The organism is Laceyella sediminis, from assembly GCF_003003125.1.
Lineage (GTDB): Bacteria > Bacillota > Bacilli > Thermoactinomycetales > Thermoactinomycetaceae > Laceyella > Laceyella tengchongensis.
On sequence record NZ_PVTZ01000014.1, the window covers coordinates 20,987 to 35,901 of the forward strand.

A 14,915-nucleotide genomic window follows, 5' to 3' on the forward strand; every position below is an offset into this window, starting at 1 on the left:
TCCTTTTAACCAAACGGCTTCCTGTTTTTGTCACGCAAACATTCTTCCTTTATCGTTGATAAATCAATCAATGATCCCCATTCGAAATCCCAATCTTCTGGAATGAACTTTTGATATCCACTTGCATGGAAAAATGTTAATTCTCCAAATATAATCCGTTCACCTACACAATAAAAATCGACCCGAACTTCGCAAAAAGGCTCGGCCAATTTTTCTGCGATCGAGATCATTTCTTCTAAATTGACCGGTTTTTTTATTTCAAATGGAACAGGAGGATAGCGCAACCTAAACTCCATCAGATTCCAATTGATATCATATATGTTTCGGCGATGATCCCCAAATCGCTCAACATCGACTTGAATATAATAGGCTTTTCCTCCAAAGCAAAAAATCTTATAATCATGAATCGATGTGCCATCCTCATTTTGAAGGAATTTTTCACAAAGGATTTTAGGCTGGATTTTAGAGTAATTCCATTCTCCCATCCAAAGTCCACATGTTTCCTTTAGCCATCTTGTTAATTGTTTTCTTGTCTTTTTAACATCTAATTCATTTTTATTTTTACAAATAATGTTGTATCCTGAACCATGGTTACACTTTAAAACAAACTGATCTGGCAATCTTTCAAAATCAATTTCCTCGACATGATTGTATACTCCATAAAGATCGTTGAGGATGCTTCCATGGCCTTTATCTTTTACGTATTCTCTGACTAGCCATTTATCGACACAAACTGTAAGCAAAGGATCACGCCAATTGTATTTTAGCCACTGGAGTTTTTCCGTGAATCGGACCGGATTATCCAGATTGAGAGTATAACCTGTATACCATTTGTATAAAAATTTTAGATATGCCTCATAATTGACTTTAAACAATACTGTCATGGCTTTTTTTCGGATCGAATTAAACATGAATTCTCTCCTATCTCTTCTCTTTTATCGAGATATATCGAAAAAATGGATTGAACTTAGGAACACACAGAAACACATGTTCCTATATATTTCTCTTTTTATTAGCCGTCTCCTGCGTAATAGAATTAAATTTCTGTAAATACTAGATAAAATTAAACACCTTAAATTCATTGCCATTTCGATCCACTACTATCCGCACACTATCTGTCAAACCTGCCTCGGAATCTACTGTAAACTCACACCCGAAATTCGTTACATATCTCCCAAGACAGTCCTTATAAGCTCTGGTTGCATCGAGATTAAGGTTAATAAAATCCTCGATCGACTGAACGTGACCGCACTGCGGACATTCAAAGGTCGCTTTTCTCGACTCATCTCCAGTAACCACTCATCTTCTGTTTGCTTGATAATGTTATCGTACCCTTTTCATTATTTTTCTTGCATAGTAAAAAGTCACGATTGTGTTTACAATCCCAACAACGAGAAAGAGATCGAGGAGTAGTAGCTGAATAACGTCGTCCATGTCAAATAAAAAAATCATTAGAGTCATCAAGAGTAGAAAGTAATCAAAAAATGAGGTTTTATCAGCGATTTCATATAAAAGAGGATCTTTACTTTTCCTTAGTAAGAAAATCATTTTCCCTAGAGCACATAAAACCCCAATCACACCTAAGCCAACCATCACGAGTGTTACCTCCTGGGTACATCTTCGAAGAAATACGTTGTCGTGAATCCAATGTTTTATTCCTTCAACAGACCAGCAGCGGCCCTTCCTGTTACTGAGATGATATCTCCATCCCGAATGACGTGCCCACTCAACAAATGAAAGTTTAAATACTTTCCATCCTTGGTTTGAAACGTAACGGAAATCGGTTCGTTGATTTCACTCAGCGGGATATGTCGAAAATGGCAAAGAATCTGTACCTCACCTTGTGCCAATTCATCATCTTCGTAAGGGACGGATGTAGCCAATACTTTATGTTGCGGAAGGATGGAGAAATCCTTCAAAAAAGCTCTCACTTTCTCTTCCGGTCCCTCTACCGTTAATCGCAACACCATCTAAACACCCTTTAACAGACTGGATACCCGGCATTTTGGTCCGAGTATCCAAGCCTTTTGTAATGTGTTTACCGCTTACCCATCATGACCATCCGCTTTTCCTACCACCAGAATTTCCTGAACAGCCCCAGATGATCAAAATCCCATCTAACACCCTTGCACTCTTCCAATGTGACCTGATGCACTTGCAAAAAACGTTCGATTCTTCTAGGATTTTTAATCTTTTTTCGTTTATTTCTGGAAGGACAAACAACAATAAGTTCTCGTTCTGATTCATCCCACCAGTAAATAATTTTTCCACTCTTCATTTAGGAACCTCTTTGATCTGGTTCCCTCTATCTCCCATCCATGATATAATTAGGTAAATAACTCTGCTTTGTATGAGCCATTTTTCTGGCTCTTTTTTTATCCAGAAAAAATGTCAAAGGATTTACCGGCAAGAATTGTTTTCCCTTCCTCGATTTCTGCAACAACCAAATCAAGCAGAGGCATTGTGATAATAGCTTTTCCCTCTCTCAAAAACTCAACAATTTTTACTCTACGAGATGGTTGCAGATCAATATCGCAAGTAATACAAACATGATCTTCATCCGATTGTGTCTCTTTTTGATGGAAATTAATCTTCGAATGATGATTAAGGTCAGTCATGAACGGTCCCACCTGATGCGCTTTACCTTCAACTCTCAATTTTAGCAATGATCTTCACCCCCTATAAAATTTTTAGATTCCCATTCATTCTCCCAATATTCGTGTTATTATTAAAATAACACCAACATTCTGATTTTCTTACTGGATGATCGATTACTTACATTATAAAACACAGGTGGATGTATTAGAATATTTATAATTTCGTTTCATTTTAACTCACGAATTAAAAAAACGGGCTCATTTACCCTTACAATAAGAAATACCTATATTTTCGTACTACTTTTTTAAAGAAGTGATTAAAAAACGGGAGGTAACTATGAAACGAGAGCAAGACGATATATCTTTAACCCCAGAACAGATACGTAAGGTCGGATCGGTTTTACAAAGACTTCGTCTAAAGGGTGGTCACAAATTACAAGTTTTAGCGACAATGGGTAATATATCTGTAGCAACCCTTTCAAACATCGAAAACGGAAAAGATCATGTCACCGTTGAAAAAATTGAAGTCTATTGCAAATTGCTGAATACCTCTTTGCAGTATGTCTTAGAACTCATTGAAACAGCTGAAACGCTTAACTCGAAAGACTTACGCTATTTAAACCATGTTGAACGGTTAATCGAACTCCATAGCCCTGACCGTGCAGAAGAAAAACTAATTCAACTTACATTCGACCCATACGACCCTCTTTATATCGTTCAACAACTCATCTTCGGGAAATGTCACATCTATCGTAGGAATTGGAATTCTGCTCGAAAAAAATTTGAGTATGTGCTTAATCAATTGAACAGACATTTCGAATTTGATAAGAGCAATTTAGCTGCTGTTTGTCATTTGTACTTAGCCAAAATAGCTTTTTTAAAGACAAAAACCTTATTAAGGCGTTGGACCATATACGTTTAGGAAAAGAAGTTTATCAACAAGATGGCGACCGAGCTGGTATTATATACAATTTATTGATTAGCGAGGTTATCTATTTGGAAAAACTTGATGAAGACGAGGATGCCTTAATAATTGTTCGGAAAATGCAAGAGGAAATTGGTTTAATCGATCATATTGACACCAAGTTACAAGTCTATGCCTTACACATTTTACTCCTCTTCAAAAAACGGCAATTCAAAGAAGCTCGTTCCTATGCAAATGAAGCTTTAGAAATTACACGAACCTGTAACCGTCCAGAACAAGCCTTAGAAATATATACTCTGCTTGGCGCAATCTACAAAGAGTGCGGCGATTTATATGAAGCAGAAGAATACTACCTTTATGCTCTTGACTTAGAAGAGTTAGTTAGTAATGAACATTTACTGGCTACCCCCTATATGCGTTTGGGCGAACTTTACTCTTTGAAAGAAGACTGGAACAGAGCAAAAAAAATGCTTGATAAGGCTGAAAAAATTAGCCGAGAAACGGAAGATCCATTCCGTCACATGGAAGTATTGGAATTGTACGGCGATTATTACATCCGTCGAAATGAATTACAAGAAGCGATCCCTTACTATGAACAAGTTTGGGATTATGAAGAAAGATTACATCCGGAACAGCCCTTACCTGAGGTTCGAGAAAAACTAGCCTTTTGTTATCGGGCTGTAAATGATCCTAAATTTCATAAAATCGTGGCAAGGATGCTTGAACTTGATGTACAATTGAAACTGAAAATTACAAAAGGGGTGAATAACATGCCACACCATTCAATGAAATTAGCTGGGGACCCACCGAATGACTAAGCCATATTTAAATTCCGACCTAATTCTTAAATATATTGTCGGAATCGATTTGTACTATTCACTTGAACCAGATGGCATCATTTTTATAAAGAAGGGGAGGGTATTTCCATACTCCCCCTTTTATTTATTCTATACGCTTACCTATAACTTTTTAAGGAGAATAACTTCTGCCTGCTTTTTTGTTGCTTCTAATACTATACCTACAATTTTCTCTTCATAAGCCGTGTCATAAATCACCTCCCCGTCCACCGTCACCCTATACATCGGCTTGTCCACTTTCTCTTTCAACCCAAAAGCGGCTGCCACTCCTTTCACAATGACTCTAGCCAACCCATCCAAGAACCTCTGATCCCGCAACAGCTTATTTTCCCTTGGATTATCAATAAACAAGCATTCCAGCAAAACCGCACTCATCCTCGTGTCACGCAAAACGGCGATCCGGGAATGAGCCCCTTGGGTGTCATTTTTGGCTGCATTCCCATGTGGACCAATCCTATATCCTTTCAGATATCCCAACACGCTTTCATTGATTGCCTTTTGAATCCGTTGCGTTTTGGCGGGAGCTCCTTTAGCAATATAAGACTCAAAGCCTGAACCACCCCCGGAATTGCAATGCAAAGAAAGGAACAGATCCGCGTTTTTACTATTGGCGTATTTAATCCGTTTATATAGTCCTTCTGGCGGCCCCGGATAAGAAGACGACGTGTTCCGGTTCCGCGTGAAGCTGACCACTGCGTCTGGATACTTTCCAAAGTAATCTCCCACCAATTCCGCCAAAAGCAAACTCACATCGGCTTCACGCAAACCAAAGCCGGTCGCACCCGAATCCGGCCCTCCATGTCCAGGATCAATGATGATAGTCTTCATTTTTTCTTCTCCTTTCCTCCACGTAAGATTTCAATTCCTTTTTTCAGTTCTGACGGAATCGGCAAACCCATTCGTCCTGAATTCTCCACAATAGACAAGGCTTCATTCGCCAAATAAAAAAACACCGCCCCGTCCCGGAGCAGGTGTCCATCTCCCAATAACGTATCAATTACATGGGCCACGACGACAATGGCAAAGATCATCACCTTTCTTGCAATCCCAAAGAAACCAGCATGACTGGATAGTTTCTCTTCTTTTCGGGCCGCGAGAAAACCGGTGACATAATCAATAGCAACAAAAATGAGCAACGCTTTTAAAGCATCGGACCATCCACCAAAAAGTTGAGCGACGATCCCTCCAAGTACACCCACAGTAAACTTGAGCAAAAATTCTCCCCATTCGTCGGTGGTCAACATTTGACTCCACACCTCCGTAAACAGAAAAACCGCTTTGCCTCGCATCAGCAAAACGGTTAAAGTCCCTTGGATTCCCCCAATTTCATACACCAAAAAACCGGAGAATATAGCCCCGATGCCTTAATATTCAATGTCGCTCCACTGTCATTATAAGCGGTCACATAGACATAGTCGTCCTTCTGCAAGTCAATCACCCGACGGGCAGAAACCCCCACATCCACCCCGACGACCCCGGCTCCACGACTCGAACCATGCGCGATCGCATCCACCGTTCCTCCACGGTTCCGAAAAAGAATAATCCGCCTCAGGTTATCCGAATTGGCTACCGTTTCCCATACGGTTGAACAGCCTACTTCATAAACTCCGTCTTCCCTAATCGTAATCCGGTCACTAACCAGATGCATTCCAACTGGATTCAGTTCTTCCGTATCCCATGAGAGAGTGGCATTGGTTCCTGTCGCTAAACTTTTACTGGTGGAGTTCCGCAAAATACAGATCGGACGAAATCCCGCGTGGTTCGATGTCACCCTCCGATCCTTAATATCCGCCGCGGAAATGCTGCTGGCGTTGTTTGGCACTGTCACTTCTGCCAACGGAAGATCCCAAGTTGTGGAATTGTTAATGGGAACCGCATACGGTCCCTGGATAACGGTATACGTCATGAAATTGTTCGTAAAGTCAACCCGAAGTACAATCAAATCAGTTCTTGAAGATCCCGATGTATTTGCATCGATCGGCAAGTAAATATAGTCCGCAGTGTGTTTCCACATGTGCCCCTTCACCCAGGCTTTTCCCGGAGCCACTTTCACTTGCAAACCCGTCCCCGGAGATACCGCACAATCCCCGGTTGATCCATCCATGATCGGTCCCTGAACAATAATCCCGGTCGATCGCATATTTTCCATCATGTCGCGCCAATCCGCTTCATAACTTGGCGTATCATCCCAGGGAAAGGAGTTCACGATGGCTGGCATAGACTCACCTTCTTTCCAAATTTCCTACTCTTGACTCCAAATTACGGTACTGGTCAAACAATCGGAATTGAGTCCCTACATTTGGCGTTCCCACCGTTGGAACAATTTTTTCACCGTCTTTTCCCAAGGTAATATTGATAACCCGGATCACATCCTGAATGATTTCCCCTTCCACCTCGACGGTACACCGATCCCCCAGATCATAGTTCTCCAAATAACGGGTAGGGTGGACATCGAGAGGGGAAATTTCCAAGCATGTTTTTTCCGTGTTTTCCACCAGTGCATTGTTTAGTGCTTGCAGAAGTTCATTGTTATCCGTTGTGCTTCGCTGATCGACAAACATTTCAATCGTCCCGTAAAGGGTCCGACTCGGTTCATCCCCGCTATACATAAACGTTCGCGCTTCCCCTTCTCCCCCTCCGCCGACAATCACATAATTGGCTGCCGGAGCCTCCACAGAATACCGATAGGAACCCAAGTTCCCCCGCTTTCGTGAAAAAACAAGATCCTGCGCACGATCTTGAGGGGTGTAGACCTGAAAAATCATGAAGTTATTCAGTAACTGCAACACTCGAAAGCCAAGATTCCCGTCGGCCAGCGCCGCTTCTTGCAATTTGTCCATCAAGGGGTCCAATCGCGAACGAATCGTCACCGTTTCCCCTTGCTTCATGTCAATATCCGTGTATAGACCCGGAATCCTTCGATAAGCCGAGGCCAGTTCTGCACAGTTCCGCTGAACGAGATGATATAGGGCACTTTCGGCAGGACCTGTGAATACGTCATATCCGTATCCGGTTCCGGCAATCGCATAATAAGGCGGAGGAAGAGCCAGACGTGTCGCTAACAAGCCGTTGTCATCCGTCCCATAGAAGGTATATCCACTACTTGAACTCAAATCGTTATTGAGTTCCACATTCCGAATGGGGCCGGAAAAAATGGGGTTCCCGTCTCTGGTGACAAGAATCCCTCCAATTCCACCCCCTTGTTTCCGAACCTCTAACAGCATCCTGACATCAGGTGAGTCAGGCGGTAAATCCAATGTCCATTTGCCTACATCATTAAATTTCATGGTCAATTCCAATTGTCGAAAGGTCGTGATCGAACCAACGAGATTAAGCTCACGGTCACGCACCCAAATTTCATAAAGCGCCATGCTATACCCCCAAATATCGCTCCCGATACCAAACGACGATTTTTGAATCCGAAGAAGCGCCGTCCATCTCCATATGGACAATATTGACCCCGGCATTTAATCTCCATAAGGTTGAACCAATGCTCAGTTCCGGATAAAGATTGGTTCCGTCATTCTTTTCAATGATGCGCTTTTGGGTATCAATGGTTACAAACTCGTTCACATCTAAGGAGAGATTCTCAAACATCAGGTAATAACCGGTCGTGAGATTGAGAAGCATAGGATCTTGGCCCGGCCCGTAAATGGTCCAAACCGGAAAGGTTTCAATATCCCCTTGATTATCCAACTGAATCTCGGTGCTAATGGCCTCTCCACCTAACCGTAACAAACAGCCGTTTCGCTAAAACGGAAGAAATTTCAGTTGCCTGCACAGGTGTTACTTGAACCGCCAACGACAGATACTGAGCCTGGTGCAGGAAGCAAATTCGGATCGAGAATTTCTCCTATTGATCCTTCAAGTTTTTTACCCTGATAAGCAATATGTGTACAAGCAATCAAAGTATGCGTTTTTCCCCCACCAAATGCCGTTTCCAAACGATGAATTGCAGGAACTGTCATATCTCCTGCAATTCGGCTGAAAACTTCTGTTAATGTGGTTTTCAAACCTTGCGTGGGGTAGGTCGCTTCATCAAAAAACTGTTGTGCATTCGTATAAATATGATCAATTGAGCTACGTCCCTTACGATAGAAGTCAATAATCGGGCTGAGCGAAGCAGTAAATACTTCCGGATTAAATGTTCCCGCCAATATCTCAGGGCGCGGTTGGCAAGTCTGTAAAACAGAAATCATATGATGTCCCCCTTGTTAGAATTTGTATTGTGAAAATAACTTTTGCAGGTTGACTTTGATCCTATTTTATCTTTTCCGTTTCTTTCATGTCTTGTATTTTTTCTATTCTTTCCAGACCAACAGGATATAAAATCGCCACAAGGAAGTTAGTACTTCAGTTGTAATTCAACCGAGAAGCCATGAATATCCAACAAATATAGTAATTTTAACCTACTGGAATTATCCGCTGCTTTCCTGTGTAGTCGGGTAATTAAAGGATTAACTCCAACTGCAGTACTAGTGTGCGATCAAAACGTGGTCAAGCGATAGCTTCCTGATTCTCAGTGAAAACCCGTTATACAATTCCACCCATTCTTTTTCATGTTAAAATCCCACCATCATGGAATTGGAGGTAGCAGGGAAGTGGAAATAAATCTCCACCTGCTTCCAAGAACCGATCAGAGAACCACTCGAATAAATATTCCTCCGAGTATTTGTCGGATTCTTCGATTTCATTATCATCCAGTTCAATTGGATCGAAATACCGAACGACGCAAGAAAAATTCATTTCTGATGCTATCTGCCATTTCTAGTTATACTTTTTTATCTAATCTCCTCTAAGATCCGCGGCTTTACTTTCTAAGTTATATAGCTTGCTTAAGAATATCTGAATACTTTTATAAATTATATCTTCATCTGCAAAAATACTTTTCCCATCATTTGAAAACGATAAAGTAGCGTTCCGTACTAGTATTGAAAACCAGAGTGCCCCTTGTTCAGCGTCAGAACTACGAAGAATCCATACTTTTTCTTGATCCTCCCATAATCCTGAACGTGCTGATCGTAAAATTCTCTCTGCTAATATAATATCACGAGCAATTTTAGCTTCCACTCCAAACATATCCCCATACCTTTAAAATTATCCATACAGTCATATCAACACGCGCTTCTTCAGTCCCAGCATATTTTAATCCAAGAGACAGTTCTGAAAAATCCGTCTAAGACAACATCTCTATCCATTGCGGTAGCGCTTGTACCAGCTCAGACAACTTGTTTGCCACTTCAATTGGGATTATCATCAAGGCTCATTCTCCTTTCAACCTTGAAATGTACATTTCTCCATCAACAGATTACATGATATTTTTGCTTTTTAGAATATACTCTTTGTATAACTAGAGCGGCCTGTTCCGGCACTTTTTATCAACAAGAAAAATAGTGGTTCTGTTTTAATTAATAATCTATTAATAAAAAAGCGAGCTTATACGCTCACTTCTAAGAAACTCGTTCAACTGCACAAGCTCTATACATTATTTAACCACCCGTAGTTATTGCAGGGACCTATCTGGTAGGTGGCTTGAATAAGACCATTATGGTTACGGCAAAGTCGAATCATAGTTCCCAAACTCGACTATACTCCGATAGTGATCAGAAACGTCAACTGTTTGCTTAGATGTATCCAGAAAATTTTGCCTTTATCACCATAGAAGGCCAGTCGAATTATGGAATGTTTTACCATTCTATTAAATACATATGAAATTGGATGTCTAGGCTTGGTAGACGTTAATATATATATGGATGGAGTGTTGTAAAAATGGCCAATGAAGCGGCTTGAGACTTATCCAATTATTCTTGATTATTTTCTTCAGTAGTTTGGAGATATTTTTCTAGAAATTTTTTGCCTGATTTACTTTTAGGAAGGATTCCAAGATGTTTATATGCCCAGATCGTTTTTTGTTCAAGAGGGTTGGCATTGCTTAAATCATCGTAATTAAAATGAACTTTGAATTTACCCGAATGATTAAGGTGTATTGTAAGATTTGTCCAAGGTTCTTGACCATCATCTTTAAACACTTTCCACAACTTCTGGATAGAATCAAGCAACTGGTGCCATAACTTCTTATAATCTTCCTCCGATATATGAAACAAATCGGGAATGTTGTTGCTATAAACCGGCTGACCATTACCTTCCGGATAGTAATAAAAATAGGCTGTCTGAGACCCTTCTGCAATCTCGCCGTATAGATAGACCTCAGACCATTTCTCGGGAATCGTATCATTAATTAATTCGGCTATTTCATGATATACAACTTTAAGTTTTTCCTCACTCATTAACTTTCCCTCCCGGCACATTGTCAAAGCGTTTACTCTCCCAATCTTCTTCTCCAATTTTATACGATATTTCAAAGCTAGATGGACGATTTGAACTCCCTTGATATCTAGGTGTTATTTTTACTTTTACATCATCTCCATCTTTAAGGGCTTGGGACCACATATTCTCCAATCTTTTCCATCCCCCTCTATTCAAGTTTCCATTCATGGGAACTAGGTTATCAATATTACCTGAACCGTTAAAGATGCTTGCTATTAAATGGCCTCCATCATCATCATCCAATCTATCTTCTCCACCAACTTTTCTTTGAGCATAAGCATTCCGTTTTCCTCTTCCTAGTTGTAAATCTGCTTCGCAATAAGAGATTCTTCCCTCACTGTCTGTCTTAAAAGTATAACCATCAGGGGTTGCATACTCGACATTTTGTTTCAATGCTTTATTTCTTCCGTTTCTAGTAAACTGATCTCCATATTTTACTTTAGTTGGAGCTATTGATCCATTATTACTACTTCCCCCCCACCACCTCGATCAGCCTGAGCATACAAACATTCAATAAAGTTCCCATTACCAAATTTAATCAGCGCAACGTATTGTGGAGTTCGTTGGTACCCAAAACACTTATCTACGTTTTGTATGGTCGGCTTAATCTTGGCCACAAGTGGTCCAGCATGTTTTTCAATCGCAGCCGTCGCTTTGTTGATGAGCGGTTGAACCAGTGGATATGAACCATAAGTAAAACTGACTAATGTGGCTCCAGCCAAACCAGATAGCAAGGCTCGTTTCCAGTTAAACTCCTTCCCTCTTAACCAGTCATCCACTCCACTGGTGATGGCCCCTTCCGTTGCCGTCATTGCACCCATTTTGCTGAAGAGCCCACCTGCCATACGTTGGACAAAAGCAGGTGCTTTACTAAGAATCTGCTTCCCACCACTAATGATTGGGCTTAAGAAACGTGATCCTGTTATGGCAGAGCCCAATCCTGGAGCAATCTTAGATAATCCAGAAGAGATCACACCCGCCGCTCCACCAATGGCCGCTCCCAACATCACCGTCTTGTCCACTTTGCCGCCATTTAGTAACGCTCCGAAACCAAGTGAAAGGCCCCAGTTCGCCAACAGCATAAGTCCCAATGGCTCCATCCCAGGAATGAGCAGGAGACCAACTCCCGCAACAACCACACCTGCTGAAGCAACGGCCTCTTTATTTTCCTTTACCCATTGCCATGCGCTATCAAAAGCGTTGGTTGTATTATTCCATAGAGATTGGGCGACTTCCCCCAGATCTTTGTTTTTTACACTTTCCCATTCATCAGAAACGCTTTTCTTAAACTTATTATTTAATGATTGAAAACCAGATGTTAAATTGTTTATCCACTGCGGTCTTCCAAACAGATCGTCTTTTCGTTCTTCCAGTGATTGTTCTTTTGGCTTATCTTTATCCAATGAGGCAGCCATATTTTGCCCATTAATCACTTGCATGATCTTGTCTTTTAAAGCACCTTGCACATCTGCAAAGAACATTACCTGGTTTAACAATAAAGCCAGAGCCACTCCACAGGCAATTACAATCACATACTCCATTGTTGGCGATCCTTTGCGACTTCTCATCAAACTAACAAAACTATTTAGAAATCTCTTCAGTCCAATCAATTAAACTTTCACCCTCCGGTTTGGGTTTTATCTACATGAATATATTATGTCAACCGGAAATTGGAGGAAAGGGTTTTATGAAACAAAGACGATTTTGCCCAGCAAAAAGAAAAAAAGACGAGGGCTAATCATTCTCCCTTGTCTTTTGATAATATTCAAGTACTCTTTTCTACCTAAATTTCTTCCATGTATTCTTTTAGTTGACTTAGTATATTCAAGCAATAATCAAACTTACCATGGAAATTAGTAGTTATATTAATATCTCTACTATTTTGGACTACTTTCGCAATCTCAATCAAATCAACACTTTCATTGCTTGCTATTAACATTTCCGCCAACTTTCGATCTTGGAACTTAGCAGACTTGCTTGTGAACCTTGTTTCCCATTTACCTTTACTATCAGAATCTGGTTTTTGACCAACGCCATAATACAAATGATCATGAATTTTGAAGATACCTTTTGTTTTAACCGTCTCCTCTTTCTTATGGTCAAAAAGATAGTATCCTGGAACATCCCAGCCAACATTATAACGACATAATGAAAGATTAGGAACATGGTTTAACAAATGATGATCCAGTGAAAAGTTGTTGTTTTGGAGATGATCAAAGTACCTGCGAACTCCTGCCGAGACCGTCAATATTTTATGCCCATGTTTGTCAGATTTAAGAAGTTCGATTAACGAACGCTCTATTTCATACCAATTAAGTTTTGTTACAACTTGATTTTTTATAGCACCAATGTGTGCCAGTAGGTCATCTTGATAGACAAACTGTTTACTCCCCAATAAATAATAGCCCACTTTTTCTGAAGTGCAGCACGACACAATTGGTAAGTAATGAATTTTGCTATCATCATTCGCTTCATCTTGAAACTTAAACACATCTAGCCCGTAAAGGTTAAATTTAAACTCATTCATTGAGCCTACAAACCCTGATTTTGCAAATATATCAAAAAGAGCTTTTTCCAATCTGATATGGTTTGAATTCCATATTTCATTTTTCTTTTCTTCTTGCAGAGTTGTATCAGGTATCTCCATCGGATGAATGAATTGAGTTTTCATTTCTTTTAAGGCAAAGGCTTTTCTAATGATCTCTTTCGGATCTCCCGTTTGATCATCATCATGCTCATAAGCAGGAATTTGAATAAGATGATAAGTTCCTTTTGTCCATTTTCGCTTGTCCAAAAGATTTAATACCTCATCCATCCTATTTTTTTGAGAAGCATGTGAATCATTATCCATTTTCCGATCGATATCGTTTAAGGATTCGTTTTTTACAGCAAGAACAACTTCTCTATTATTGGCGGCATGAATCAAATATTTATGAGCACCAAATTTTTCAAAGCTCAAAAAGCTGTGATCTAATACATCTATGACCGCCTCCATTAAAATCTCATTATCAGACCAAACATGTAATGAAATAAACTCCGTTTTACCCTTATAGTCAATTTGTCCAAAATCAATAGTCCGTCTTCCTTTTGACTTCGGAAATATATCAGCAGGTTCTTGAATTCCTTCATCTTTCACCACTGTAACAGGCTTTATTAGATCAACTGGATGAAAGTTATCCATAAAATACCCGTATAGTGCTTTTTTTAGCTGTGGCTCAATACCAGCGCCAACTCGATGAGAACCACCAAAGGTGCTATTTCCGTATGGCACACCTATGAAGAAGTCATTCAGATCCATAAGCGATTTAGGATTTTTCACAATCTCTTCTAATTGGTATTTTTCTCTTACTACTTTATTGAAAATATATTCATGGTTGTAGCAAAAGACTGGCTTGAATTTGTTATCTCCCAACTTCATTGATCTGATTTGAAAGCGAAAAAATGAGGACTTATCAACTTCTTTATCTAGTACATATAGTGAATGTTTCTTTTTGGGATTTAATCGCAATGCTTTCGACTTCTTAGTGTCTCTTTGCCATCGGCGAATTGAAGGATGAATAGTGATCCTCTTTTCCTTAGTTATTGGATCAACCGTGGAATTAAACGTGATGACAAAAGAGAAATAATCTTTTTTCAACTCAATAGGAACACAAATAGCTTCATGGCGGCGGCCAGAAAATGACGAACGGAAATCGCAAATAATTTCTCTCTCTATTTTTTCCTTTGTTTCCAAGACATTAAATGTTTTGGTCTCCTGACAAAAAAATCGGGTTAACAAGCCTTCAATCAGATTATCATTTTCCTTAATTTCATCTACACTAAGCTTTGAGCCATAGCTTAATTGAAATTTCATTAGTTGTACCAAGTTGTCTATTTCCTTTTGTTTATGAACCCATAAAAACCATTCTTTAATTAATTCTTGCAGCTCCTCTAGGTAATCAAGTTTGTCTTTTATATACAGCCAAGGTTTATTCCCCTTCAGAGTATCCTCTGAAAGGGAATAGGAAATCACTCCCGGATGCAACAGCTTTATCTGATTTCCCAACGGATCGAGTTTCAATTTTTTTACATGCTGCATTGGCTCATTATCATTGTAAAACAACACACTCCAGGTTCTGGGCATATAAACAGGATATACGTCCATCGAACCTAACCAGTCTTCGTTTAGATTACCCATTAAAAGCTGGGCCGTATATTTGCTTTCCATTG

General features: G+C 40.0%; 19 protein-coding genes. 2 read left to right on the forward strand and 17 right to left on the reverse strand.

The annotated features are described in order from the left end of the window. Positions 1-5 precede the first annotated feature (5 nt). From CLV36_RS14190 to CLV36_RS14210, 6 genes are all read right to left on the reverse strand, one after another. Positions 6-911, reverse strand: a complete 906-nt coding sequence (locus CLV36_RS14190) for an ATP-grasp fold amidoligase family protein (RefSeq protein WP_106343113.1) — start codon at positions 909-911, stop codon at positions 6-8. A gap of 142 nt (positions 912-1,053) precedes the next feature. Further along, complete coding sequence (locus CLV36_RS18055) at positions 1,054-1,299, reverse strand: VVA0879 family protein (protein WP_425436587.1); 246 nt, start codon at positions 1,297-1,299, stop codon at positions 1,054-1,056. A 24-nt stretch (positions 1,300-1,323) separates the two neighbouring features. Continuing rightward, the gene (locus CLV36_RS14195) at positions 1,324-1,596 is read right to left on the reverse strand and encodes a hypothetical protein (protein WP_102991495.1); all 273 of its coding nucleotides are present in this window, start codon (positions 1,594-1,596) and stop codon (positions 1,324-1,326) included. A gap of 56 nt (positions 1,597-1,652) precedes the next feature. Continuing rightward, positions 1,653-1,970, reverse strand: coding sequence for a hypothetical protein (locus CLV36_RS14200; RefSeq protein WP_102991494.1), 318 nt, complete (start codon positions 1,968-1,970; stop codon positions 1,653-1,655). Between the two features lie 101 nt (positions 1,971-2,071). After that, positions 2,072-2,278: a hypothetical protein gene (locus CLV36_RS14205; RefSeq protein WP_102991493.1), complete on the reverse strand. Its 207-nt coding sequence runs from the start codon at positions 2,276-2,278 to the stop codon at positions 2,072-2,074. Between the two features lie 97 nt (positions 2,279-2,375). Next, complete coding sequence (locus CLV36_RS14210; protein WP_102991492.1) at positions 2,376-2,666, reverse strand: hypothetical protein; 291 nt, start codon at positions 2,664-2,666, stop codon at positions 2,376-2,378. 268 nt (positions 2,667-2,934) lie between these two features. Here CLV36_RS14210 and CLV36_RS14215 point away from each other — a divergent pair, with 268 nt between their 5' ends. Then, entirely contained in the window at positions 2,935-3,519 is a 585-nt protein-coding gene (locus CLV36_RS14215; protein WP_106343114.1) for a helix-turn-helix domain-containing protein, read from the forward strand. A gap of 74 nt (positions 3,520-3,593) precedes the next feature. Then, positions 3,594-4,340 carry a tetratricopeptide repeat protein gene (locus CLV36_RS14220; RefSeq protein ID WP_146130648.1) on the forward strand — a complete coding sequence of 249 codons (747 nt, stop codon included), beginning with the start codon at positions 3,594-3,596 and terminating at the stop codon, positions 4,338-4,340. A gap of 141 nt (positions 4,341-4,481) precedes the next feature. Here CLV36_RS14220 and CLV36_RS14225 read toward each other — a convergent pair whose 3' ends face one another. From CLV36_RS14225 to CLV36_RS14275, 11 genes are all read right to left on the reverse strand, one after another. Further along, positions 4,482-5,207, reverse strand: a complete 726-nt coding sequence (locus tag CLV36_RS14225; RefSeq protein ID WP_106343116.1) for an N-acetylmuramoyl-L-alanine amidase — start codon at positions 5,205-5,207, stop codon at positions 4,482-4,484. Then, complete coding sequence (locus CLV36_RS14230; RefSeq protein WP_102993750.1) at positions 5,204-5,623, reverse strand: phage holin family protein; 420 nt, start codon at positions 5,621-5,623, stop codon at positions 5,204-5,206. The genes CLV36_RS14225 and CLV36_RS14230 overlap by 4 nt, the downstream gene beginning before the upstream one ends. 56 nt (positions 5,624-5,679) lie before the next feature. After that, positions 5,680-6,597, reverse strand: a complete 918-nt coding sequence (locus tag CLV36_RS14235) for a hypothetical protein (protein ID WP_106343117.1) — start codon at positions 6,595-6,597, stop codon at positions 5,680-5,682. Positions 6,598-6,601: 4 nt separating this feature from the next. Then, a complete protein-coding gene (locus CLV36_RS14240) occupies positions 6,602-7,750 on the reverse strand; it encodes a Gp37-like protein (RefSeq protein ID WP_181353079.1) in 1,149 nt (382 codons plus the stop codon). 1 nt (position 7,751) lies between these two features. Continuing rightward, positions 7,752-8,117, reverse strand: coding sequence for a phage distal tail protein (locus CLV36_RS14245; protein WP_106343119.1), 366 nt, complete (start codon positions 8,115-8,117; stop codon positions 7,752-7,754). Between the two features lie 29 nt (positions 8,118-8,146). Continuing rightward, positions 8,147-8,578 (reverse strand): hypothetical protein, encoded by a 432-nt coding sequence (locus CLV36_RS14250; RefSeq protein WP_219904919.1) that lies wholly within the window; start codon positions 8,576-8,578, stop codon positions 8,147-8,149. 586 nt (positions 8,579-9,164) lie between these two features. After that, positions 9,165-9,449 carry a hypothetical protein gene (locus tag CLV36_RS14255; RefSeq protein WP_146130649.1) on the reverse strand — a complete coding sequence of 95 codons (285 nt, stop codon included), beginning with the start codon at positions 9,447-9,449 and terminating at the stop codon, positions 9,165-9,167. Positions 9,450-10,180: 731 nt separating this feature from the next. After that, positions 10,181-10,666 (reverse strand): antitoxin YezG family protein, encoded by a 486-nt coding sequence (locus CLV36_RS14260; protein WP_106343121.1) that lies wholly within the window; start codon positions 10,664-10,666, stop codon positions 10,181-10,183. Further along, a complete protein-coding gene (locus tag CLV36_RS14265) occupies positions 10,659-11,099 on the reverse strand; it encodes a DNA/RNA non-specific endonuclease (RefSeq protein ID WP_245888379.1) in 441 nt (146 codons plus the stop codon). Before CLV36_RS14265 ends, CLV36_RS14260 begins: the two co-directional genes overlap by 8 nt. Positions 11,100-11,155: 56 nt before the next feature. Further along, the gene (locus CLV36_RS14270; RefSeq protein ID WP_146130650.1) at positions 11,156-12,316 is read right to left on the reverse strand and encodes a hypothetical protein; all 1,161 of its coding nucleotides are present in this window, start codon (positions 12,314-12,316) and stop codon (positions 11,156-11,158) included. A gap of 173 nt (positions 12,317-12,489) precedes the next feature. After that, the gene (locus CLV36_RS14275; protein WP_106343124.1) at positions 12,490-14,913 is read right to left on the reverse strand and encodes a pPIWI_RE module domain-containing protein; all 2,424 of its coding nucleotides are present in this window, start codon (positions 14,911-14,913) and stop codon (positions 12,490-12,492) included. Between the last annotated feature and the right edge of the window lie 2 nt (positions 14,914-14,915).